The sequence below is a fragment of the Leucobacter muris genome, from assembly GCF_004028235.1.
GTDB classification, from domain to species: domain Bacteria; phylum Actinomycetota; class Actinomycetes; order Actinomycetales; family Microbacteriaceae; genus Leucobacter; species Leucobacter muris.
In genome coordinates this window covers 960,403-982,036 of record NZ_CP035037.1, presented here as the reverse complement: position 1 = coordinate 982,036, position 21,634 = coordinate 960,403, and the positions used below count along the sequence as shown (strand labels likewise).

The following is a 21,634-nucleotide window of genomic DNA, read 5'->3' as shown; positions in this document are numbered from 1 at the left end:
TGCCTCGTGCAGCAGTGGACGCCCGTGCTCGCCGTGTGGGCGGCCCCGGTCGGAGTGCTGGTCGGCGCGCTCGTGGGGCTGCTCGCGGGCACCTATCCGGCGCTCAAGGCGGCGCGCATCGAGCCCGTCGACGCGCTGCGCGACGCCTAGGATCGAGCCGACCGTCGGCCAGCCGCGGCGCGCCGCCCCGGCCCCCGAGCCCCCTCCCATCGGCCTCCCACTTTCGACGCGTAGTCTCACCGGGTGTCGAACGAACGCGAGAGGAGCCAGGCCACCGTGACCACCGTGCCGTCGCGCCGATCCGCGCGCACCGTTCGTGTGGTGGCGACCGTCTCGGCGGCGCTGCCGCTCTGCCTCACCGCCTGCGCCCCGGTCTCGTCGGCTGCGCACCAGGCGATCGAGCTGCGCACCACCGCGGAGTCCGACCTGCTCGAGGTGTCGACCGAGCGCGTCTACGAGGTGACCGAGACCCGGCTGCTCACCGAGACCGGGGGCGACACCCTCTCCGCGCTGATCGGCAGCACATTGTCGACGAGCGGCTACATCGTGCTGCTCGACGGGGTGATCACCGAGGCGAGGCTCGACGTGAGCGCGGTGGGGCTGCCCGACGCGGCCTTCGAGCTCACCGAGCCGACGGCGCTGCGGGGCGACCTGAGCGAGAGCGCCACGGTCAGCGTGGTCGGCACCCTCTCGGCGCAGGGCATCGTGCGCCCCGACACGACCCTGCGCGTGACGCCCACCGAGCTCACCGACGACGCCGCCGAGTTCGACGTGCGTCTCAGCGTGCCCGACAATCCACTGCTGGCCGGCGACTGGTTCCTCGCCGACGAGCTCGCCGCGCACCTCGTCTTCGCCGCGCACTGAGCGACGCAGCTCTCGCACCCCGGAGCCCCGGGATGCCTCAGAGCCCCGGGAGCCCCGGGATGCCTCGGGCTCGCGACACCGGGCGCCCGTCGACGGGCCTCCGGGGCGAGCCCGGCCCCGAGGCCCGTGGGACGACGCCCTAGTCGAAGCGTCGGCGGCGGGTCGCGTCGTGCACCTCGCCCACGAGCTCTTCGATCACGTCCTCGAGGAAGACGACGCCGAGGTCGGCGCCGTCGCCGTCGTAGATGCGGGCGAGGTGGATGCCGCGGGCCTGCATGCGCGCGAGCACGTCCTCCAGCTCGGTGCCGGCGTGGATCGAGATCATCGCGCGGATCCGCTTGCCCGGAATCGGCTCGGCGATCCGCTCCTCCCCGAGGCGCACCAGATCCTTGATGTGCACGTAGCCCGCGAGCCCCCCGTCGGCGTCGGCGATCGGGTAGCGCGAGAAGCCGTGGCGCGCGACCGCGGCGTCGACGTCGAGCGGCGTGGCCCCGGCGGGCAGCACGACCAGCCGTTCGAGCGGCACGAGCAGATCGTCGGCCCGCTTCTCGGTGAACTCGAACGCCGCGGTGAGGGTGCCGCTGCGATCCTCGAGCAGCCCCTCGCGCGTCGACTGGCTCACGATGCTCGCGACCTCCTCGAGCGTGTAGGTGCTGTTGGTCTCGGACTTCGGCTCGACGCCGAACATGCGCAGCACGCCGTTGGCGATGGCGTTGAGGGCGGCGATGACGTGCTTCAGCACCCGCGACACCGCGACGAGCGGGGGCGCGAGCAGCAGCACAGCCTGATCGGGCAGCGAGAACGCCGCGTTCTTCGGCACCATCTCGCCGAGCACGACGTGCAGGTACGAGACGAGCAGCAGCGTGATGACGAACGCCGCGATCGAGACGGCCTCGACGGGCAGGCCCGTCCACGCGAGCGGCCCCTCGAGGAGGTGGTGGATCGCGGGTTCGGAGACGTTCAGGATCAGCAGCGAGCACACGGTGATGCCCAGCTGGCTCGTGGCGAGCATGAGCGTCGCGTGCTCCATGGCGTAGAGCGCGGTCTTCGCGCGCTTCGAGCCGGCTTCAGCTCTCGGCTCGATCTGCGAGCGGCGCGCCGAGATCACGGCGAACTCGGCGCCCACGAAGAAGGCATTGGCGGCGAGCAGCACGACCAGCCAGACGATTCCCATCCAGTCGCTCATGCGCGGTCCTCCGCTCGGTCGTCGGCGTCGGTGGCGGGCACCGGCGGGCTCGTGTAGCGCACGCGCGCGATGCGGCGACCGTCCATCCGCTCGACCCGCAACGTGCCGCCGTCGGGCAGCGACACCTCGTCGCCCGGGTCGGGGATGCGCCCGAGCTCGCGCAGCACGTAACCGGCCACGGTGTCGTAGGCGTCGTCGTCGGGGATGTCGACGCCGGTCTGGTCGCGCACCTCGTCCGGGCGCAGGTCGGCCGGGAAGGTCATCTGCTCGGCTGTGCCCACCACGCCGGCGGCGGCGCGGTCGTGCTCGTCGGCGACCTCGCCGACGATCTCCTCGACCAGATCTTCGAGGGTCACGATGCCGGCGGTGCCGCCGTACTCGTCGACGACGATGCCGAGCTGGAAGCCCGAGGAGCGCAGCTCCTCGAGCAGGTGATCGAGGTGCATGGTCTCGGGCACGCGCACCACGTCTTCCGCGAGCGCGGCCACCGGCACCTCGCCCCGCTTGCCGCGGGGCACCGCGACCGCCTGCTTGACGTGCACGACGCCGACGACGTCGTCGCGATCCTCGTCGATGACGGGGAAGCGCGAGTAGCCGCTGCGCCCGGAGAGCTCGAGCACGGCCTGGGCCGGCTCGAGCCGCTGCACGCTCTCGACCCTGAGTCTCGGCGTCATCACGTCGGCCGCGGTGAGCTCGGAGAAGCGCAGCGTGCGGTCGAGCAGCGTGGCGGTGTCGGCCTCGAGCAGTCCCGCGCTCGCGGAGTGGCGCACGAGCGATGAGAGCTCCTCGGCCGATCGCGCGCCCGACAGCTCCTCCTTGGGCTCGATGCCGATCGAGCGCAGGATGCCGTTCGCGCTGCCGTTCAGCGCCATGACCGCGGGCTTGAAGGTGGTGGTGAACGCCGCCTGGGCCGGCATCACGACCTTCGCCGTCGCGAGCGGTTTCGCGAGCGCGAAGTTCTTCGGCACGAGCTCACCGACGATCATCGAGAACACCGTCGCGAGGGCGACCGCGACGGGCGCGCTGATGGCGCGCCGCAGCCCCTCCGGCACGCCGAGCGCGCCCAGGGGGGCGTCGAGGAAGCCGCTGATCGCCGGCTCGAGCGTGTAGCCGGCGAGCAGCGTGGTGAGCGTGATGCCCAGCTGCGCGCTCGACAGGTGCGTCGAGGTGCGGGTGAGACCGCGGATCACGCGGTCGAGGCCGCGCTGCCCGCCGGCCCGGCGCCGCTCGAGGTCGTGGCGGTCGAGGGCGACGAGGGAGAACTCGGCGGCGACGAAGATGCCCGTGCCGACGGTGAGGAGAATACCGATGAGCAGCAGGAGCCAGTCGTTCACCGGCCGCTCCTCGGAGGTGCGGGGTGCCGCGCTTCAGCGCGGCCGATACTCGGGGGGGGGTCTGACGGTCTTCGAGAGTCTGCGTCCATAGCCCTACCGATCCTAGCAGTCGGGGGTGGGGGTTCTTCCTGAGAGTCATCCCCCATCGTGCTTTCGAAAGGCGTAGGCTTGTTTACCGGACACCGGCTACGGAGCCGGTCCCGGCTACGAGTTGCCACATACGACATCAACGAAGGGAAGTCGCTTTGGCGGAGCGCACGGAGACCACCGGACAGGCTGGTCCCGCAGGAGATTTCGGTGCAAACGAGTGGCTCGTCGATGAGCTGTGGAAGCAGTATCAGGTCGACAAGAACTCGGTCGACCGGTCGTGGTGGCCGGTGCTCGAGAAGTACGGCGCCGAAGCCGCACCGCCCGCAGCCGCAGCTCCTCGGCCGAAGGCCACCGCACAGCCCGCTGTGGTCTCCCCCGCATCCCCCGCCGCGCCGTCGACGGCCCCCACCTCGACGCAGCCCGCGCGCACCACCAACACGGCTCCCCGCGAGGCCCCGATCCCCGCCGACGCCCCCCGCGCCTCCGCCCGCGCCGAGGCCGCCGAGCAGCAGGAGGACACGGTCACCCCGCTGCGCGGCATGGCGCGCACGCTCTCCAAGAACATGGATCAGAGCCTCACGGTGCCGACCGCCACGAGCGTGCGCACGATCCCGGCCAAGCTGCTGATCGACAACCGCATCGTCATCAACAACCACCTGCGCCGCAGCCGAGGCGGCAAAGTCTCCTTCACGCACCTCATCGGGTGGGCGCTGATCCAGTCGCTCAAGGAGTTCCCCAGCCAGAACGTCGCCTACGCCGAGATCGACGGCAAGCCGTCGCTCGTCGCGCCCTCCCACATCGGGCTCGGCATCGCGATCGACGTGCCGAAGCCCGACGGCACCCGCTCGCTGCTCGTCCCCAGCATCAAGCGCGCCGAGACCCTCGACTTCAACGAGTACCTCGCCGCCTACGAAGACCTCGTGAAGCGCGCCCGTGACAACAAGCTCGGCGCAGCCGACTTCCAGGGCACCACGATCTCGCTCACCAACCCCGGCGGCATCGGCACCGTGCACTCGGTGCCGCGCCTCATGAGCGGTCAGGGCTCCATCATCGGCGCCGGCGCGCTCGAGTACCCGGCCGAGTTCCAGGGCGCCTCCGAAGACGTGCTCGTGCGCCTCGGCATCTCGAAGACCATCACGCTCACGAGCACGTACGACCACCGCGTCATCCAGGGCGCCGGCTCGGGCGAGTTCCTCAAGCTCGTGCACGAGCGCCTCACCGGTGGCCACGGCTTCTACGAGGAGATCTTCGCGGCCCTGCGCATCCCCTACAAGCCCGTGCAGTGGGCGACCGACATTCACGTCGACGTCTCGGGCGCGGTCGACAAGACCGCCCGCGTGCAGGAGCTCATCAACTCGTTCCGCGTGCGCGGCCACCTGATGGCCGACATCGATCCCCTCGAGTACGTGCAGCGCACCCACCCCGATCTCGAGATCGAGAACCACGGCCTCACCTTCTGGGACCTCGACCGCGAGTTCGTGACGGGCGGCATCGGCGGCAAGCGCGCCATGAAGCTGCGCGACATCCTCGGCGTGCTGCGCGACTCGTACTGCCGCAAGATCGGCATCGAGTACATGCACATCCAGGATCCGGGCCAGCGCCTGTGGCTGCGCGAGCAGCTCGAGGTGCCCTACGCGAAGCCCAGCCGCGACGAGCAGATGCGCATCCTCGAGAAGCTCAACGAGGCCGAGGCCTTCGAGACCTTCCTGCAGACCAAGTACGTCGGCCAGAAGCGCTTCAGCCTCGAGGGCGGCGAGTCGGTGATCCCGCTGCTCGACGCGATGCTCATCGACGCGGCCGAAGACGGCGTCGACAGCGTCGACATCGGCATGGCCCACCGCGGCCGCCTCAACGTGCTGTCGAACATCGCGGGCAAGACCTACGGCCAGATCTTCCGCGAGTTCGAGGGGGCCCAGTCCCAGAAGGCCGGCTCGGGCGACGTCAAGTACCACCTGGGCACGTCGGGCGTCTTCACCGCTCCGAACGGCACCCAGGTGCCGGTGCACCTCGCCGCGAACCCGTCGCACCTCGAGACCGTCGACGGCGTGCTCGAGGGCATCGTGCGCGCGAAGCAGGATCTCAAGCCGATCGGCTCGTTCACCACGCTGCCCGTGCTCGTGCACGGCGACGCGGCGATGGCCGGCCAGGGCGTCGTCTACGAGACGCTGCAGATGTCGCAGCTGCGGGCCTACCGCACGGGCGGCACGATCCACATCATCATCAACAACCAGGTGGGCTTCACCACGCTGCCCCTCGACTCCCGCTCGGGCGTCTACTCGTCCGAGATCGGCAAGGTCGTGCAGGCGCCGATCTTCCACGTGAACGGCGACGACCCCGAGTCGGTCGTGCGCGTGGCGAAGCTCGCGTACGAGTTCCGCCAGCGCTTCCACATCGACGTCATCATCGACCTCGTCTGCTACCGCCGCCGGGGCCACAACGAGGGCGACGACCCGTCGATGACCCAGCCGCTCATGACCGACCTCATCGAGGCCAAGCGCTCCACGCGCCGCCTCTACACGAGCGCGCTCGTCGGCCGCGGCGACATCACCGAGGAAGAGTACGAGAAGGCGAAGCAAGACTTCCAGGACCGGCTCGAAGTCGCGTTCCAGGAGACCCACGCGGCGCAGACGGGCTCGATCCCGATCGTCGGCGCCGGCGGCATCGGCGAGGTCGCCGAGGCCGGCGGCCCCGGGCCCGCGCCGCTCGAGACCGCGGTGGAGCGGGCCGTGGTCGAGCGCATCGGCGACGCCTTCGCGAACAAGCCCGAGGGCTTCACCGTGCACCAGAAGCTGCAGCAGCTGCTCAACAAGCGCTTCGAGATGAGCCGCGAGGGCGGCATCGACTGGGGCTTCGGCGAGCTGCTCGCGCTCGGCTCGCTGCTCATGGAGGGCACCGCGGTGCGCTTCGTGGGCCAGGACGCGCGCCGCGGCACCTTCGCGCAGCGCCACGCGGTGTTCCACGACCGCGCCAACGGCCAGGAGTGGATCCCGCTGCTCAACCTCTCCGACGAGCAGGCCCGCTTCTGGATCTACGACTCGCTGCTCTCCGAGTACGCGGCGCTCGCGTTCGAGTACGGCTACTCCCTGCAACGCGAGGACGCGCTCGTGCTGTGGGAGGCCCAGTTCGGCGACTTCGCGAACACCGCGCAGGCCGTGATCGACGAGTACATCGCGGCGGCCGAGCAGAAGTGGGGCCAGCGCTCCTCAGTGGTCATGCTGCTCCCCCACGGCTACGAGGGCCAGGGCCCCGACCACTCGTCGGCCCGCATCGAGCGCTACCTGCAGCTGTGCGCCGAGGACAACATGATCGTCGCGCGCCCCTCGACGCCGGCGAACTACTTCCACCTGCTGCGCCGCCAGGCCTACGCCCGCCCCCGCAAGCCGCTCATCGTCTTCACCCCGAAGCAGATGCTGCGCCTGCGCGGCGCGGCCTCCGCGGTCGAGGATTTCACGACGGGCACGTTCCAGCCCGTGCTCGACGATCCCGCGATCGAGAACCACCAGGCGGTGCAGCGCGTGCTGCTCGTGTCGGGCAAGGTCTACTACGACCTGCGCGTCGCGCTCGAGAAGCGGCCCGACCCGCGCATCGCCCTCGTGCGGGTGGAGCAGTTCTACCCCGTGCCGAGCGTGCAGCTGGGCCGCGTGCTCACCCAGTATCCCGGCGCCGAGCTGGTGTGGGTGCAGGACGAGCCCGAGAACCAGGGGGCGTGGCCGTTCATCTCGCTCGAGCTGTCGAAGCACCTGGCGAACGATCGCATCCGCGCCGTCACCCGCCCCGCCTCCGCGGCCCCCTCGACGGGGTCGGCGAAGGTGCACGCCGTCGAGCAGGAGCGCCTCATCGCGCGTGCGCTCCGCTTCGACGACGAGTCCTGAGCGGGGGCGCGCTTGCAGAAACCCCCGCTGGGGCAGTCCCCGCAGCACGGAGAGAGCGAGCCCGGCGGCCCGAGCGTCGGCGGGATCGCCCAGCGGATCGCCGCGGCGATCTCGATGGGCGTGCTGACCGTCGGCGAGCGCCTGCCGGTCGAGGCCGAGCTCGCCAACCAGTTCGGGGTGGCCGTGGCGACGCTGCGCAAGGCGCTCGCCGAGCTGCGCGCGCAGGGCATCGTGGAGACGAGGCGGGGCCGCAACGGCGGCACCTTCGTGGTGCAGGCGCCGTTCCCCTCGCCGCAGGAGCTGCGCTCCTCGCTGGCGCGCACGAGTCTCGTCGCCCTGCGCGACTTCTTCGACGAGCACGCCGCGATCTCGGGCATGGCCGCGCGCCTCGCCGCGGAGCGCACGCAGCCGGGGCTGCGCACGAGGCTCGCGGAGTTCGCATTCGAGGCCCGAGAGGGCCGCGGCGGCCGCGAGCGCTCGCTCGCCGATAGCCGGTTCCACTTCGAGATCGCGGTGCTCAGCCACTCCCGACGACTGCTGACGGGCGAGCAGCGGCTCCACTCCGAGCTGTCCCCGTTCCTCTGGTGCGACGCGATCTGCCGCGCCTCGGTGCAGCAGGCCTTCACCGAGCACCTCGCGATCGTGATGGCGATCGAGCAGCAGCAGGCCGACGAGGCGCAGCGTCTCGCCGTCGACCACGTCAGGGGGAACATGCAGCTGATCGTCGAGGGCAAGCTCGCGCTCGAGGGCGCGGCGGAGGATGAGCGGTGAGCGCGGCCGAGGTCGCCTCGGCGATCGAGAGCGTCGACGAGTGGCTGAACGACCGCTTCGACCACCTCCAGAAGCTGTCCGAAGATCTGATCGCGCTGCTGACCCTCGACGACTCGGGACGTCTCGATCTGGGCGAGGGGGTGCGGCGCCGGCTTCGAGCGCTCGCGGTGCGCTATCTCGCCGACAACGCCGTGGTCGACGGCTGCGGGCTCATCTTCGCGCACTCGGCGCTGAGCTTCGAGCGCGGCCACCTGGAGTGGTGGGTGCGCGAGGACGAGTCGCGATTCGCCCGCTACTCCTTCGGCGTCGTGCCGGGCGCCGACCGCTACTACGACTACGAGCACCACGAGTGGTTCATCCGCGCATTCCACGAGGGCACTCCCGCGCTCGTGGGCCCCTACATCGACTACCTCGGGGTCGAGGCGTACGTGCTCACCCTCACCGTGCCGGCGAACGTGGCGGGCGTGCGTGTGGGGGCGATCGGCAACGACATCCAGGTGGCAGACCTCGAGGCCGAGCTGCTGCCGGTGCTGCAGCGCAGCGGCATCGAGATGGCGCTGGTGGGCCGCCACGGCAATGTGCTCGTGGGCAACTCGTCGCAGCTGCTGCCCGGCGTGTTGGTGCCGGACACCCTCGAGGGCTTCGCGCGGAAGCGGCTCGGCCCGGAGGGCGCCGACGTGCAGCTGATCTACCGCACCGACGGCTAGGGCCTCATCGAGACAGCCCGTTCGTATCGAGCCGGCCTGCGATTCGCGTGAATCGCAGGCCGGCTCGATACGAATAGGCCGACTGAGCGGTCGCGCGCGCGGTGCGACGTGCTGCGGATCAGGCGGCCTCGGCCGCCGTGAGCTTCGCGATCTCCGAGAATCGATCGGCGATCGGCAGCCACACGGCGCCCAGCCGTGGCTCGGCCGCCCGCACATCGCCCACGACCGCGGCCTCCTCGAGGCCGAGCTCGTCGAGGCTCTCGCGATCCTCGTCGACCCAGTCCTGCGCCGTAGCGCCGAGCGCCTCGGGGTGGAACTGCACGCCCCACGCGGCTGCGCCGACGCGGAACGCCTGATTGCGGCACGCGGGGCTCGAGGCGAGCACCTGCGCGCCGTCGGGCAGCCGGTCGGCCTCGAGCCAGTGCCACTGCACCGCGGGCACCGAGGTCTCGGCGAGACCGCCGAAGAGCGGGTCGCCCGCCGCGGTCGAGGTGAAGTCGACGTCGTACAGGCCCACCTCGGGCCCCTGCGGCATCGTGCGCACGTGACCGCCCGTCGCGGTGGCGAGCAGCTGGGCTCCGAGGCAGATGCCCAGGGTGGGCACCCCGAGCTCGACGCCGTCGACGAGCAGCTTGCGGGTGGCGGGCAACCAGGGCGCCTTGTCGTCCTCGGTGGGCCCCATGGCGCCGCCGAGCACGATCAGTGCGTCGTAGCCGTCGAGCGACTCCGGCACGGGCGCTCCCGCGTCGGGCCCGACGGTCTCGAGCGTCAAGCCGTTCTCGGTCAGCCGATCCGACAGCTGACCCAGCCCGGCGTTCTTCTGGTGCTCGATCACCAGCACTCGTGCGCTGCTCATTCCACTTCCCCTCTGTTCTGATCTGTGTGCGCCGCCCGCGGCTCGCGGGCGGCTGTGTCAGGCGTCTCGGCCCATTCTCGCCCGCGCCCGGTCGATGAGCCAGGCGAAGAGCGCGTGCTGCCGCGCGTCCTCGCCGGCGTTGTCCTCGGGATGCCACTGGATCGCGAGGAGCGGGGCGGTCTCGTGCTCGAGCGCCTCCACCACCCCGTCGGGCGCGCGCCCCGTGACGCGCAGCCCCTCCCCCACCCGGTCGACCGCCTGGTGGTGGTACGACGACACCGGCAGGCTCGCCGCCCCGATCGCGGCGGCGAGCGCCGATCCGGGATCGATCTCGACGTCGTGCACCGAGTTGCGGTGAGGACTGTCGGCGTCCACGTCCTGCACGAGCGTGCCGCCGTGCTCGACGTTCAGGAGTTGGAAGCCGCGGCAGATCGCGAGGGTGGGCACCCCGAGCCGGATCGCCGCCGCCATCATCTCGGCTTCGAAGTCGTCTTGGGCTGCGAAGTCGGCGGGCGAGGTGGCCGCCACAGGCTCCTGGCCGTAGCGGCGCGGATCGATGTCCGATCCGCCCGGCACCAGCAGTGCGTCGAGGCCGTGCAGCCGCTCCTCGGGCGGCAGCGCGCTCTCGGCGAACAGGGTGAGCGGCTCGCCGCCGGCCCGGATCACCGATCGCAGCACGGCCGCGGCGACCGCGCTGCCGTCGAAGCGCAGGCCGTGGATCTGATTCGACCACATGCCCGTCACACCGATGCGCGGCACGCGATCGCCGCGGGGCGCCGCCATCTACGCCTCGCTCGTGAGCGGGAAGGCGAGCAGCGGCATCCACCTGCGCCACACCGCTTCGAGCGAGCCGTCGGCGACGACCTCGTCGATGGCGCGGTCGATCTCCTCGCGCAGCGCGTCGTTGCCGGGCGCGACGCCGATGCCCCAGCGGTTGCCGGTCTGCACGGTGAAGGCCTCGACGAAGTCGGGATCCTCCTGCCCGAGCGGGATCATCACGACGTCGTCGTCGACGAAGCCGTCGATCTCCCCCGAGCGGGTCGCCTCGATCATGTCGCCGAACACGTCGTCGCTGGCGCCGAAACTGACGAGCTCGACGCCGGGGAACGTCTCGGCGAGCTTCATGTTGGTCGAGCCGGCGATGGCGCCGATCTTGTAGCCGTCGAGCTGGTCGGGCGAGCGGGCGGGATCGTCGGCGCGCACGACGAGGGTCTCGTTGAACACCGCGTAGGGCCGGGTGAAGTCGACCTGCGCGGAGCGCTCGGGCGTGATGCCCTGGCCGCACCACACGGCATCGGCGTCGCCGCGGCGCACGGAAGGGATCATCTCCTCCCACGGCACCATCACCCACTCGACATCGGCGGCGCCTCCGGGGAGCCGTGACATGACGAGGGCCGCGGCCTCGGGCTCGTAGCCGCCGCGCGTGCGGCCGTCGGTGCTCTTCGAGAAGAGCGGCAGCGCCTCGGAGTCGATGCACGCGAGACGGATGGTGCGCCCTTCGGTGCTCGCCGCCGATGCGGTGCTGTCGGTGCCTGCGGTGTCTGTGCTGATGCCGGTCACGGAATCGCCTCCCAGTACTGATCGAATTCCCACTGCGTGATGATCCCGCAGTAGCGCGCCCACTCGTCGCGCTTGAGCTGCAGGAAGATGCGGGTGAGCTCCTCGGGCATCGCGCCCATGAGGTACTCGTCGGCCTCGAACGATTCGATGGCCATGCCGAGGGTGTTCGGCACTGCGCCGCCCTGCGCCGCCTCGCTCAGCCGCCCGGGGTCGCCCGGGTCGATCTGCGCCTCCAGGCCGTGCTCGATCGCGGCGAGCAGGTAGAGGTGCGAGAGGTAGGGGTTGACGCTCGCGTCGGGCAGGCGGTACTCCATGCGGCCGTTCGCGGAGATGCGGATCGCGACGCCTCGGGTGTCGAGGCCCCAGTCGGCGCCCGAGGGTGCGAACTGGCCGGCGTCCCAGTAACGCTTGTAGGAGTTGACGGTCGAGGCCATGACGAGCATCGAGCCTGGCGTGTGCAGCAGCATGCCGCCGATCGCGTGGCGGGCGGTCTGGGTCGCGTGCAGCTCCACCCGGCCGTCTTCGATCACGTTCTCGGCCGGGCCGTCGCCCGAGACGCGCCACAGGCTGAGGTTGTGGTGGCAGCCGTTGCCCATCTTGCCGTTGTAGGGCTTCGCCATGAAGCTGGCCTCGAGGCCGAGCTCGCGCGCCACCTGCTTGCAGATCTGGCGGTACGTGGTCATGCGCTCGGCCGTGAGGTCGGCTCGATCGTAGTCCCAGTTGAGCTCGATCTGACCGTCGTCCTCGTAGTCGCCCTGGATCATCGTGAAGTCGAGCGCCTGACCGTAGCTGATCACCTTCTTGTAGACGGGGCGCATCTTCTCGAGGTTCTCGACCTGGTAGGCGGGGGTCTGATCCTGCTTGCTGATGGGTTCGATGCCGGGGCCGATCCACGTCATCTCGGGTTCGAGCCCGCTGCGCAGCTCGAGGCCCGTGCGCTCCGTGAACCCGCGATGCGCGGCCTTGAAGAGCGCTCGGGTGTCGAGCGCGACGAGCCGGCCGCCGCCCTCGCCGAGGTGGGGCGGGTCGTAGGCGGTGCAGAAGATGCGGCCGACCTCGGAATCCCAGGGCAGCACCTGGAAGGTCTCGGGTTCGGGCAGCCCCCAGAACTCGTGGGCGTCGACGCCGCCGCCGATCAGCTCGCCCTCGCGACTGGTCTGCAGATCGGTGAGCGCGGTGCGGTGGAAGGCGATGCCCTTCTTCAGCATGCGCTCGTAGAGCTCTGCGGGCACCACCTTCGCCACGGTGCGGCTGCCGAGGGTGGGCAGCATGTAGTAGATGTACTTGACGCCGGTCTCGCGGATGCGGTCGCCGAGCGCCTGCACGATCTCGGGCCGCAGGTTCGCCTCCTGGTGCCGCGAGAATGCGGTGTCGTCGGCGAGGATCTCCCGCAGGACGGCGCCGAAGCGCCCTCCCGTCTTGAGGTCGGACATGTGGTTCCTTTCGTCTTTGGAAGGTCTGTCGGATGCGCTGCGGCTGCTCAGCGCACCGCGAACTCGATCGGCAGGCGAACGGGCCCGTGGTTGCCCGAGTCGGGCAGCCACTCGTCGCCGCCGGGGCAGGAGATGTCGGTGAAAGCCTGGGCGAGCAGCGGCAGTGCGACGCTCATGTCGGCGCGGGCGATGTAGTGGCCGAGGCAGTGGTGCACTCCGCCGCCGAAGGTGTGGTGCTGCTTGCGGCTCTCGGCGTTCAGGTCGATCTCGGGGTCGGGGAAGGCCTCGGGATCGGTGCCGCTCGACATCGTGAAGAGGTGCACCGTGGTGCCCTGCTCGATCTCGAGGCCGTGGAACTCGAAGTCCTCGTTCGCCTCGCGGGTCACCCAGCGGGTCGTCGGGTTGACGCGCAGCCCCTCCTCGAGGGCGGGCTTCGCGTACTTCTCGGGATCCTGCGCGAGCAGCTCCCACTGATCGGGGTTGCGCATGAAGGTCTGCAGCAGCAGGCCGATCTGGTTGCGCGTCGTGTCCATGCCGCCGAACAGCATGAGCACGAGGGCGTTGCGCAGCTCGGCGTCGCTGAGCTTGTCGCCGGCCTGGGAGAACTGCACGAGGCGCGAGACCACGTCCTCTCCCGGGTTCTCGCGGCGCTCGTCGATGAGGCGGTCCACGAAGTCGTACAGCTCCTGCACGGCCTCGTCGATGCGATCGATGTCCTCCTTGATGGTGACGCTGAGCGCGTAGCCCACGGTGTTCGCCCGCGAGGCGATGAAGGGCCAGTGCTCATGGTCGAGGCCCATCATCGCGCAGAGCGCGCGCGTGGCGAACGGCTCCGAGAAGTCTGCGACGAACTCGACCTGCTCGCCGCGGGCGTGCTTCTGCTTCATGCCGTCGATGAGCTCGTTCGCGATGGCCGCGAACTCGGGCTCGAGCTTGCGCGCGACGCCCGGCGAGAAGGCGGGGTTGAGCAGGCGGCGGATGCGGTGGTGCTCCTCGCCCTCGAGCACGAGCAGGTTCTTCGCCCACCACTCGTGGAAGATGCCCGAGTGCACGCCGTGGTGATCCGGCCACTTCGCGCTGCCCTGGTTGAGGCTCGGGTGCTTCAGCAGCTCGGTGACCTCTTTGTAGCGCAGCACGCCGTACCCGTAGTTGGTCTTCGCGTACCAGTTGCGCTCGCGCGCGTCGCGCACGGCTTCCGAGTTCATGGCGAACTCGGGCGAGGCGATGTCGAGATACGGCACGTCCCCCTGGGTGGCCTGTCCGGTCATTCGTACTCCTTCGTCGAACTCAGTCCCGCTCGATCACGCGAGCGGCCGGTGGTAAATAAGTTATCGATGAATGATTTATGGCGCAAGTCTCTCCGTGTTACGGGGATATAAATATGGGAATACCGGCAAAAAACATTCATAGTGCGCATCTTTAGCGCTACACTGGTGCCCACCGAACCGGATTGCAACGGAGCGCCGGATCGTGGCACAGTGCCACACGCCCCACTGCCGCACCGCAACGCGAAGGAGCTGCGATGTCGTCACCCACGACCCCGAAGATCGCCGTCATCGGCAGCGGCCCCTCGGGCTGCTACCTCGCGCAGTCGCTGCTGCGCGCCGTGCCGAGCTGCGAGATCACCGTCCTCGACCGCCTCGCGTCGCCGTTCGGGCTCGTGCGCTACGGCGTCGCCACCGACCACCAGCACACCAAGGCCATCACGAGGCAGTTCGACCGCCTCTTCCAGCACGAGGCCGTGCGCTTCGCCGGCGGCATCGAGGTGGGGCGCGACGTCTCCCTCGCGCAACTGCGCGAGCTGTTCGACGCCGTGGTGATCGCCACCGGCCTCACCGCCGACCGCGAACTCGGCATTCCCGGGGCCGAGCTGCCGGGCGTCATCGGCGCCGGCGCCATCACCCGCGCCCTCAACGCCCACCCCGACGAGGGAGCCCGCCTCCCCCAGCTCGGCTCCGACGTGGTGGTCATCGGCGGCGGCAACGTCGCCCTCGACGTGCTCCGGTTCCTCGTGAAGGATCGCGACGCCTACGAGGGCAGCGACATCGCCGACGAACTGCTCGACTCCTACCTCGAGGCGCCCGCGGCGCGCGTCACGCTCGTCAGCCGCTCGGCGGCCGCCGACTTCAAGGGCGACCCGCAGATGCTCAAGGAGCTCGCCGCCCTCCCCCGCGCCGCCTACGCCTCGCCCGACCCCGTCGATCCCGGGCCCGACGCCCAGCTCGACCGGGCAGCCGCCGGCCGTGTCGCCGCGATCTCCGAGATGATCGCCGCGAGCCGCCCCCGCTTCGACGGCCCCGAGGTGACGCTGCGCTTCGGGCTCACCCCGCTGCGCGTGCTCGGCGAGCACCGGGTCGAGGGCGTCGAGTTCACCGCGGGCGATCAGGTGGTGGTCGTCCCCGCCACCGCCGTCGTCACCGCCATCGGCTTCGCGGCCCGCAAGGACCACGCCCTCGCTGCGCTGACCGCGAGCGGCGCCGAGACCGGCCGCATCGAGCCCGGCCTCTACCGCACGGGCTGGGCCAAACGCGGCCCGCGCGGCGCCATCCCCGAGAACCGGGCCTGCGCGAAAGAGGTCGCCGACGAGATCGCGGCCGACCTGGCCGACGGCTCGCTCCCGGCATCGCCGTCTACACTCGGCTTCGAAGGACTCCCCGCGGAGGTGCGCGACCGTGCCATCGGCTACGAGCAGTGGCTCAGGCTCGACGAGCACGAGCGATCCGTCGCCCCCTCCGGCCGAGTCAGGCACAAGCTTCCCGATCACGACCGCATGATCGCCATCGCCCGCGGGGCGTAGGCGGCCGAGGTCACCGAACACCGAGCGCAACGCTCCATCAGAGAGGAAACCAGCTGTGAAGTTCACGGTTCTCTACGGCACCGAATCCGGCAACTCCGAGCTCATCGCCGAGGATCTCGGCGCGAAGCTGCGGGAAACCCACGACGACGTCGAGGTCTTCGACCTGCAGAACTTCGATCCCGCCGATCTCACCCCCGAGCGCTTCTACCTGGTGGTGTGCTCCACGCACGGCGAGGGCGACCTGCCGAACACGGCGATCCCGTTCGCCGAGGCGTTCGACGCCGCACTGCCCGACCTCACGGGCGTGCGCTACGCCATGTTCGGGCTCGGCGACACCTTCTACGAAGAGACGTACAGCCAGGGCAGCGAGCACATCGACCGCCGCTTCGCGCAGCAGGGCGCCGAGCGGGTCGGCGAGTACGGCCGCCACGACGCCTCGTCGTGGGACATGGGCAGCGACGTGGCGCTCGAGTGGCTGCCCGGCGTGCTCGAGGCGGCCTCCGCGACGGTGTAGCGGGCGGCGGGTCCCATCGGAGATCCGGCCTCGGTGAGAACGAACCAGGAGCGTTCGTCTCGCCGAGACCGGATCTCCGACGTGATCGCGGTCAGCCCTTCCGCGCCCGGCGCACGAGCTCGCCGAACAGCCGCGCCCGATCCTCGGCGTCGGCCTCCGGCTCCTCCGGGTGCCATTGCACGCCGAGCACCCAGCTCGCCTCCCGGTGCTGGGTCGCCTCGACGATGCCGTCGTGGGCGCGCCCCGTCGCGCGCAGCGCCGGCCCCACCTCGGCCACGGCCTGATGGTGGCCGTTGCGCACGACCGCGCGGGTGCGCCCGAGGATGCGCGCGATCTCGGAATCGGGCTCGAGGATCACCTCCTCGTCGATGAAGAGCGGCTCCCCCGGACCGCCCTTGTGCATCGGCCAGTTCTCGATGTCGGGGATGAGCGTGCCCCCGAAGGCGACGTTGAGCAGCTGCGACCCGCGGCAGATCGCGAGTGTCGGCAGATCGCGGCTCGCGGCCTCGCGGATCAGTCCGATGCAGTAGTCGTCGGCGCGGCGATCGACGCCGTACAGGTTCGCGGGAGGCGGGCCGCCGTGCCCGTAGCAGTCGAGGTCGACGTCGCCGCCCCCGAGGAACACCACCGCGTCGGCGCCGCCCAACACCTCCTCGTGCGAGGCGAGGCGCTCTCCGGCCGAGTCCACGAGCCGGGGTCTGCCTCCCGCCGCGCGCACGGCGTCGAAGGCGATCCTCGTGAACTCGTCCTGCAGCTGATGCGAGAGGGCGTCCATCCCGGGGAAGGTGAGCGACACCACCATCGGGATGAGCGGGCCATCCGGATCCTCGTCGCCCACGGCGAGGAATGGGGTCGGGTCGACTGCGAGGTCGGTCATCGGTGTCCTTTCGGGTGAGAGACGGGAGCCCCGCCGCGCCGCGACCGCCGGAGGCGGAGCAGCGCGACGGGACTCCCGTTCGCTGGTGAGGTGCGGGATCAGACCGCGGTCTTGATCGGCCCGCTCGCGTCGCCGGCGGGCGCGTCGCCCTTGGCGTAGGCCTTCGAGGCCAGCATGTAGATCCAGCCGACGGCGATCACGCCGACCGTCGTCATGATCAGCAGGTAGTCCTCGGCCCAGCCGCCGCCGGTCGGGCGCGGCCACAGGATGTTGAGCACTGCCGCGACTCCCCAGACCAGCGCGAGCACGTTGACGGGGTAGGCCCAGGCGCCGAGCCGGAACTTGCCGGCGGGGCGCCATCCCATCAGGCGGGCGCGCAGGGCGGCGAGCACGACCATCTGGAATCCGATGTAGATGCCCACGGTGCCGAAGCCGACCATCGCGGTCAGCGCGTCCTCGAGCAGCAGCGAGAGCACCACCACTGCGGCCGGGAAGAACGCCGCGGTGAGCAGCGCGTTGTTCGGCACGTGGCGCTTCTCGTTGAAGCGGGCGAGGAAGTGCGAGGCGGGCAGGAACCCGTCGCGCGCCATCGAGTAGACGAGGCGGCTCGCGGCGGCCTGCAGGCTCGTGATGCACGAGATGAAGGCGACGACTACCACGAACATGACGAGCGGGAAGACGGGGCCGAAGGCGTTGTGCAGCGCCTCGCCGATCGGGTCGGCCACATCGCCGCTCGCGACGGCTGCGAAGTCGGGCACTGCGAACACGAGCGAGAACACCAGCACATTGGCCGCGAAGCCGCCGATGTAGAGCGTCATACGCATGGCCTTCGGCACGCGGGCGCTCGGATCCTTGATCTCCTCGGCCACGTCGCCGTTGGCCTCGAAGCCGTAGTACGCGAACATGCCGATGAGCGCCGCGGCGGCGAAGGCGCCGAGGTAGCCGCCGGGCGCGTCATTGCCGATGCCCTGGTTGTCGAAGACCACCGACCAGTCCTGCTGGCGGTGGAACAGCAGCAGGTAGAGGCTGATGCCGACGGCGCCGATCATCTCGGCGATGAGGCCGACCGTGGCGGCGAGGCTCAGCACGCGCGTGCCCGAGAAGTTGAGGATGGTGGCGATCACGAGCGTGCCGAGCGCGACGAGCACGGTGCCGCCGGCGTCGAGGCTGCCGCCGAAGATCGAGGCGACGAACGGCGCGGCGCCGTACGCCACCGCCGCGAGGGTGCCGACGAGGGCGACCACGTAGATCCAGCCGTTCATCCAGGCCCACTTGCGACCCCAGAGCCGACGCGACCACGGATAGACGCCACCGGCGACGGGATAGTTCGAGACGACCTCGCCAAAGACGAGCGCCACGAGGAACTGGCCCACGAGCGCGATGACGAGCGCCCACGCCATGGGCGGCCCGGCTTGGCCGAGCGAGATCGCGAACATCGAGTAGACGCCCGCGATCGGCGACAGGTAGGTGAAGCCGAGCGAGACGTTGCCCCAGAAGCTCATCTCGCGCTTGAACGTGGTGTCGCAGGAATAGCCGAGAGACGCGAGGTGGGCCGCGTCCTCGTCGTGTTCCACGACGGGTGTGTTTTCTGACATGGTCGCAAGTACTCCCTTGTACGTCTGCCAACGATGACGTGCCCCGCCGTCCTGGCGGGTCATCACATACAAACTACATGTAGATGATTTTCAAAGGCAAGCGGAGAAGGGTAACGGAATCGATAACGAAACATCTAGGAAACAAATTCATGCACCTGTGCATGAATTTTACGAGCACATACCCCGGACGCGCCGGAGGCCGGCGCCTCTCGGCGCCGGCCTCCGGTCGAGCGATGCGGATCAGAGCATCACGTAGAACTTCTCGAGCGTCTCGGTGATCTCCCACGTCCCCTTCCAGCCGATGGGGAACGAGGCCACGTCGCCCGGGCCGAGCGCGACCGGCTCCCCGCCCTGCTCCGTGACGGTCATGCGCCCGCGCAGCACGTGGATCACCTCGCCGATCTCGGCGAAGTCCCACTCGGAAACGCCCGGATCGCAGCGCCAGAACCCGGTGTGCACGCCCTTCTCGGAGTCGGAGGTGAACTCCTCGAGCCAGGTCTGCGTGGGGCCCGTCGTCGAGGTGCCCAGCGGCGCCTGCAGTGGGCCGGCGTCGGCGATGCGCTCGAATACGTCGGTCACGGCCACGTGTTGCGTCATTGCAATCTCCATCGTTGGATGTTCGGGGAATCGGGGCGAATGCACCCGCCGGTTAAACATTACCCTCATATATGTTTTATGCGGAAGAGCGCGGGGATCGGTCTCCGGAGATCCGACGTCCCTCGCGCCAGAGCCCCCGAGTCGACGCCCCCTCTCCCCCTCCAACGCGCTTACTCCTCCCTCCGACGTCCCCTCTCTCACACGCCAAGCGCACCGATCGCGCTTCACGCACCCTGATCGGGCGAGATCCGGTGCGTGAAGCTCGATCGGTGCGCCTGCGTACCCCTGAAGGGCCGAGGCGAACCGCCCCGAGGCTCAGGCGCGGCGTCGGAGCCGGCGCGCGAGCACCAGGCCCGAGCCGAGCACGATCGCGGCGCCCGCAGCTGCGAGACCCCAGGCGGGATCCGCCGCGCCCGTGCGGCTCAGACCCTTGGCCCCCGGGTCCACGGCTGCGGCCTCCGAGCCCGCGGGCGGCGTCTGGTTCGGCACGGGTGCGGGCGACGGAGTCGGAGTCGGCGTCGGGGTCGGGGTCGGCACCGGCTCGGGGCCGGGGCCGGGGTTCGGGCCCGGAGCCGGGGCGGGCGCCGGGGCGTTCATGGTGATCACGCGCACCGCGGGTGCGGTGCCGGGGCTGAAGAGGGCCGTCGCACCGGCGGCGAAGCGCACCTGGCTGCCGGCAGGGTCGGCGGTGAGGTCGGCGAAGGATCGGGCGAGGTGCTGCCCGGCCTCCGCGCCGAGGATGAGGTTCGCACCGGCGACCTCGGCCCCGACGAGGCTCGACACCTCGAAGACGCCCGTCGGCGACACGGGCGTCTGCCCGCCGACGAGGTAGCGCGAGTCGAGCGCGAGCACGTAGCCCGCCCCGGGCTGCGCGGGGTCGACCGAGCCGTCCATGCCGCCCGCGAGCAGCATCGACCAGCCGCTCATGCGCACGGCGCCGACGGCGTGCCCGAAGTGGTCCTCCGCGGCGATGCCGTTGAGCCACCAGCCTCGCTGCGCGGTCGGGTCTCCCGCCGTGTGCACGGCGAAACCGGTCGTGGCGAGCGGGTCGGTGGCGACGTTCGCGCCGTTCGCGCCGCCGAGCACGACGACGGCGCTGCCCGAGCGCGGCGAGTCCGATTCCCCGCCGATCATGAGGTCGTCGAAGCCGTCGATGTCGCCGAGGCCGACGACCGAGGTGCCGAGCAGGTCGTAGCCGCGGGTGGGGCCGTCGATGCGGAAGCCCGGAACGGGATCCGTGCCGAGGGCGACGTCGGCGCTGAGATCGGTGAGCACCCAGACCGCACCCGTGTAGGGGCTCGTGGCGGCGGGGCCGGTGTACGAGGCGCTGCCGACGGCGAGGTCGTCACGGCCGTCGCCGTTCACATCGCCGACGCCCGCCATGGAGACGATGTCGATGCCGGTGCCCGAGATGCGCGTACCAGGCATCGTCGCGACCGCGGTGTCGGGCGCGGTGAGCACCTCGGCGTCGACGATCACGACGGGCGCCCCGATCTGGTTCACCGCGATCTCGTCGCGGCCGTCGCCGTCGATGTCGCCGACGCCGTTCGCGCGGGTGATCGCACCCGAGAGCTTGTGCACGCGCGTGCCGAGATCGGTCACGAGATCGATGTCGCCGAGCGTCGCGAAGTCTGCGTCTCCGTAGACGACGTAGGCGGCCGATCCCTGCGCGACGAGCACGAGGTCGTCGCGACCGTCACCGTTCACGTCGCCCGCGCAGCGCACGTCGACGCCGCCGTTGTACCAGCCGAGGTCGGAGGGATCCATGATCTTCACCGGGTTCAGGCTCGCGAGATCCCCGCTCGACACCCCGTCGCCCGCGCCCATCAGCACGTAGGCGCCCTCCTCGTTCGTGGCGCCGCCGCTCATCATCGTCATGTACATGCCGACGGCGAGGTCGAGCCTGCCGTCGCCGTCGACGTCGCACTTGGTCTGCGAGGCGGTGGCGCCGAGCGAGGATCCGGGCACGCCGGCGAGCGAGGCATCATCGGTGATGGTGGCGGCGAGCGCCGGCGAGGCGGTGAGGAGCACGGTCGCGGCGGCGAGCGCGACGGCGGCTCCGAGGGCCGCCGGGCGAGGAGGAAGGGGTGACAAGACGGGCCTTTCGACGAGGTGCGATGACGGGCATCGCCGGATATTACCTCGGTTAGGTTAACCTAACTTAAGCATCATCCGATGTTTCGCCCCAGTGCCCGGCGTTCGTCCCGCGCACTGTCGTCGGTTTCCCCCGCGCGCACCTCGTCGCCTCAGCCGCGCGCCCTCCGCCGCGCGACCCACGAACTCCTAGTCACCTCGCCTGCGCGCACTCCGCCTCCCGACCCACGAACTCCTCGTCACCTCGCCTGCGCGCACTCCGCCGCCTCTCCCCGCGCGCTCCCTCATCCCACCCTCACGCGCTTCGTCGCTTCCCCTCGCGCTCCCGCACCCCCCTCACCCCGCCCGACTCCTCACCCCGCTCCCAACGGCACCGATCGATCCCAGCGCACCCGAAACCCCGAGAACGCGGTGCTCGAACGTCGATCGGTGCGTGGGGCGGCAGCGGGGGCGGCTCGGGTCCGGGTCACGCTCCGTGCGGGGCCGG

The 21,634-nt window shown here is 70.5% G+C and carries 18 protein-coding genes; 7 read left to right on the top strand and 11 right to left on the bottom strand.

Annotated elements, in window-relative coordinates; all coding sequences use genetic code 11:
* Window positions 1-6: 6 nt before the first annotated feature.
* Both Leucomu_RS15440 and Leucomu_RS04615 read left to right on the top strand, forming a co-directional pair.
* Entirely contained in the window at window positions 7-150 is a 144-nt protein-coding gene (locus Leucomu_RS15440) for an ABC transporter permease (RefSeq protein WP_228407278.1), read from the top strand.
* 93 nt (window positions 151-243) lie between these two features.
* The gene (locus Leucomu_RS04615) at window positions 244-864 is read left to right on the top strand and encodes a hypothetical protein (RefSeq protein WP_017885215.1); all 621 of its coding nucleotides are present in this window, start codon (window positions 244-246) and stop codon (window positions 862-864) included.
* Window positions 865-1,003: 139 nt separating this feature from the next.
* Here Leucomu_RS04615 and Leucomu_RS04610 read toward each other — a convergent pair whose 3' ends face one another.
* Window positions 1,004-2,050, bottom strand: coding sequence for a hemolysin family protein (locus tag Leucomu_RS04610; protein WP_031290320.1), 1,047 nt, complete (start codon window positions 2,048-2,050; stop codon window positions 1,004-1,006).
* Window positions 2,047-3,384, bottom strand: coding sequence for a hemolysin family protein (locus Leucomu_RS04605; protein ID WP_017885217.1), 1,338 nt, complete (start codon window positions 3,382-3,384; stop codon window positions 2,047-2,049). Before Leucomu_RS04605 ends, Leucomu_RS04610 begins: the two co-directional genes overlap by 4 nt.
* 245 nt (window positions 3,385-3,629) lie before the next feature.
* On the opposite strand from Leucomu_RS04605, the gene Leucomu_RS04600 reads away from it, so the two are divergent.
* The 3 genes from Leucomu_RS04600 to Leucomu_RS04590 are packed head-to-tail and all read left to right on the top strand — an operon-like array spanning window position 3,630 to window position 8,824.
* Window positions 3,630-7,346, top strand: a complete 3,717-nt coding sequence (locus tag Leucomu_RS04600) for a multifunctional oxoglutarate decarboxylase/oxoglutarate dehydrogenase thiamine pyrophosphate-binding subunit/dihydrolipoyllysine-residue succinyltransferase subunit (RefSeq protein ID WP_017885218.1) — start codon at window positions 3,630-3,632, stop codon at window positions 7,344-7,346.
* 12 nt (window positions 7,347-7,358) lie between these two features.
* Window positions 7,359-8,117, top strand: coding sequence for a FadR/GntR family transcriptional regulator (locus tag Leucomu_RS04595; RefSeq protein ID WP_017885219.1), 759 nt, complete (start codon window positions 7,359-7,361; stop codon window positions 8,115-8,117).
* Window positions 8,114-8,824: a cache domain-containing protein gene (locus tag Leucomu_RS04590; protein ID WP_128386489.1), complete on the top strand. Its 711-nt coding sequence runs from the start codon at window positions 8,114-8,116 to the stop codon at window positions 8,822-8,824. Before Leucomu_RS04595 ends, Leucomu_RS04590 begins: the two co-directional genes overlap by 4 nt.
* A 118-nt stretch (window positions 8,825-8,942) precedes the next feature.
* Here Leucomu_RS04590 and Leucomu_RS04585 read toward each other — a convergent pair whose 3' ends face one another.
* Genes Leucomu_RS04585 through Leucomu_RS04565 form a run of 5 tightly spaced genes read right to left on the bottom strand, consistent with a single transcriptional unit; the run spans window position 8,943 to window position 13,941 of the window.
* Window positions 8,943-9,680 carry a type 1 glutamine amidotransferase gene (locus tag Leucomu_RS04585; protein ID WP_228407276.1) on the bottom strand — a complete coding sequence of 246 codons (738 nt, stop codon included), beginning with the start codon at window positions 9,678-9,680 and terminating at the stop codon, window positions 8,943-8,945.
* Between the two features lie 57 nt (window positions 9,681-9,737).
* Window positions 9,738-10,463 (bottom strand): gamma-glutamyl-gamma-aminobutyrate hydrolase family protein, encoded by a 726-nt coding sequence (locus Leucomu_RS04580; RefSeq protein WP_017885222.1) that lies wholly within the window; start codon window positions 10,461-10,463, stop codon window positions 9,738-9,740.
* On the bottom strand, window positions 10,464-11,240 hold the full coding sequence (locus Leucomu_RS04575; protein WP_017885223.1) for a substrate-binding periplasmic protein: 777 nt from the start codon (window positions 11,238-11,240) through the stop codon (window positions 10,464-10,466). It abuts the gene before it with no gap.
* A complete protein-coding gene (locus Leucomu_RS04570) occupies window positions 11,237-12,673 on the bottom strand; it encodes a glutamine synthetase family protein (RefSeq protein WP_128386488.1) in 1,437 nt (478 codons plus the stop codon). The genes Leucomu_RS04575 and Leucomu_RS04570 overlap by 4 nt, the downstream gene beginning before the upstream one ends.
* 47 nt (window positions 12,674-12,720) lie before the next feature.
* Window positions 12,721-13,941, bottom strand: a complete 1,221-nt coding sequence (locus Leucomu_RS04565; RefSeq protein ID WP_017885225.1) for a cytochrome P450 — start codon at window positions 13,939-13,941, stop codon at window positions 12,721-12,723.
* Window positions 13,942-14,195: 254 nt separating this feature from the next.
* Here Leucomu_RS04565 and Leucomu_RS04560 point away from each other — a divergent pair, with 254 nt between their 5' ends.
* Window positions 14,196-15,470, top strand: a complete 1,275-nt coding sequence (locus tag Leucomu_RS04560) for an FAD-dependent oxidoreductase (RefSeq protein ID WP_128386487.1) — start codon at window positions 14,196-14,198, stop codon at window positions 15,468-15,470.
* A 55-nt stretch (window positions 15,471-15,525) separates the two neighbouring features.
* Entirely contained in the window at window positions 15,526-15,984 is a 459-nt protein-coding gene (locus Leucomu_RS04555) for a flavodoxin domain-containing protein (RefSeq protein WP_017885227.1), read from the top strand.
* A gap of 91 nt (window positions 15,985-16,075) precedes the next feature.
* On the opposite strand, the gene Leucomu_RS04550 is transcribed toward Leucomu_RS04555, so the two are convergent.
* The 4 genes from Leucomu_RS04550 to Leucomu_RS04535 all read right to left on the bottom strand — a co-directional run bounded on the left by Leucomu_RS04550 (window position 16,076) and on the right by Leucomu_RS04535 (window position 21,147).
* Window positions 16,076-16,861: a gamma-glutamyl-gamma-aminobutyrate hydrolase family protein gene (locus Leucomu_RS04550; protein ID WP_017885228.1), complete on the bottom strand. Its 786-nt coding sequence runs from the start codon at window positions 16,859-16,861 to the stop codon at window positions 16,076-16,078.
* Window positions 16,862-16,959: 98 nt separating this feature from the next.
* Window positions 16,960-18,456 carry an APC family permease gene (locus Leucomu_RS04545; protein ID WP_128386486.1) on the bottom strand — a complete coding sequence of 499 codons (1,497 nt, stop codon included), beginning with the start codon at window positions 18,454-18,456 and terminating at the stop codon, window positions 16,960-16,962.
* A gap of 240 nt (window positions 18,457-18,696) precedes the next feature.
* Window positions 18,697-19,053: a cupin domain-containing protein gene (locus Leucomu_RS04540; RefSeq protein WP_017885230.1), complete on the bottom strand. Its 357-nt coding sequence runs from the start codon at window positions 19,051-19,053 to the stop codon at window positions 18,697-18,699.
* Between the two features lie 315 nt (window positions 19,054-19,368).
* Complete coding sequence (locus Leucomu_RS04535; protein ID WP_128386485.1) at window positions 19,369-21,147, bottom strand: FG-GAP and VCBS repeat-containing protein; 1,779 nt, start codon at window positions 21,145-21,147, stop codon at window positions 19,369-19,371.
* Between the last annotated feature and the right edge of the window lie 487 nt (window positions 21,148-21,634).

Excerpts from the sequence above, each read along its gene's own strand:
- Leucomu_RS04560 (WP_128386487.1), top strand. The coding sequence starts at position 14,196 with ATGTCGTCACCCACGACCCCGAAGATCGCCGTCATCGGCAGCGGCCCC.
- Leucomu_RS04580 (WP_017885222.1), bottom strand. The coding sequence starts at position 10,463 with ATGGCGGCGCCCCGCGGCGATCGCGTGCCGCGCATCGGTGTGACGGGC.
- Leucomu_RS04545 (WP_128386486.1), bottom strand. The coding sequence starts at position 18,456 with ATGTCAGAAAACACACCCGTCGTGGAACACGACGAGGACGCGGCCCAC.
- Leucomu_RS04565 (WP_017885225.1), bottom strand. The coding sequence starts at position 13,941 with ATGACCGGACAGGCCACCCAGGGGGACGTGCCGTATCTCGACATCGCC.
- Leucomu_RS04550 (WP_017885228.1), bottom strand. The coding sequence starts at position 16,861 with ATGACCGACCTCGCAGTCGACCCGACCCCATTCCTCGCCGTGGGCGAC.
- Leucomu_RS04540 (WP_017885230.1), bottom strand. The coding sequence starts at position 19,053 with ATGACGCAACACGTGGCCGTGACCGACGTATTCGAGCGCATCGCCGAC.
- Leucomu_RS04585 (WP_228407276.1), bottom strand. The coding sequence starts at position 9,680 with ATGAGCAGCGCACGAGTGCTGGTGATCGAGCACCAGAAGAACGCCGGG.
- Leucomu_RS04570 (WP_128386488.1), bottom strand. The coding sequence starts at position 12,673 with ATGTCCGACCTCAAGACGGGAGGGCGCTTCGGCGCCGTCCTGCGGGAG.
- Leucomu_RS04610 (WP_031290320.1), bottom strand. The coding sequence starts at position 2,050 with ATGAGCGACTGGATGGGAATCGTCTGGCTGGTCGTGCTGCTCGCCGCC.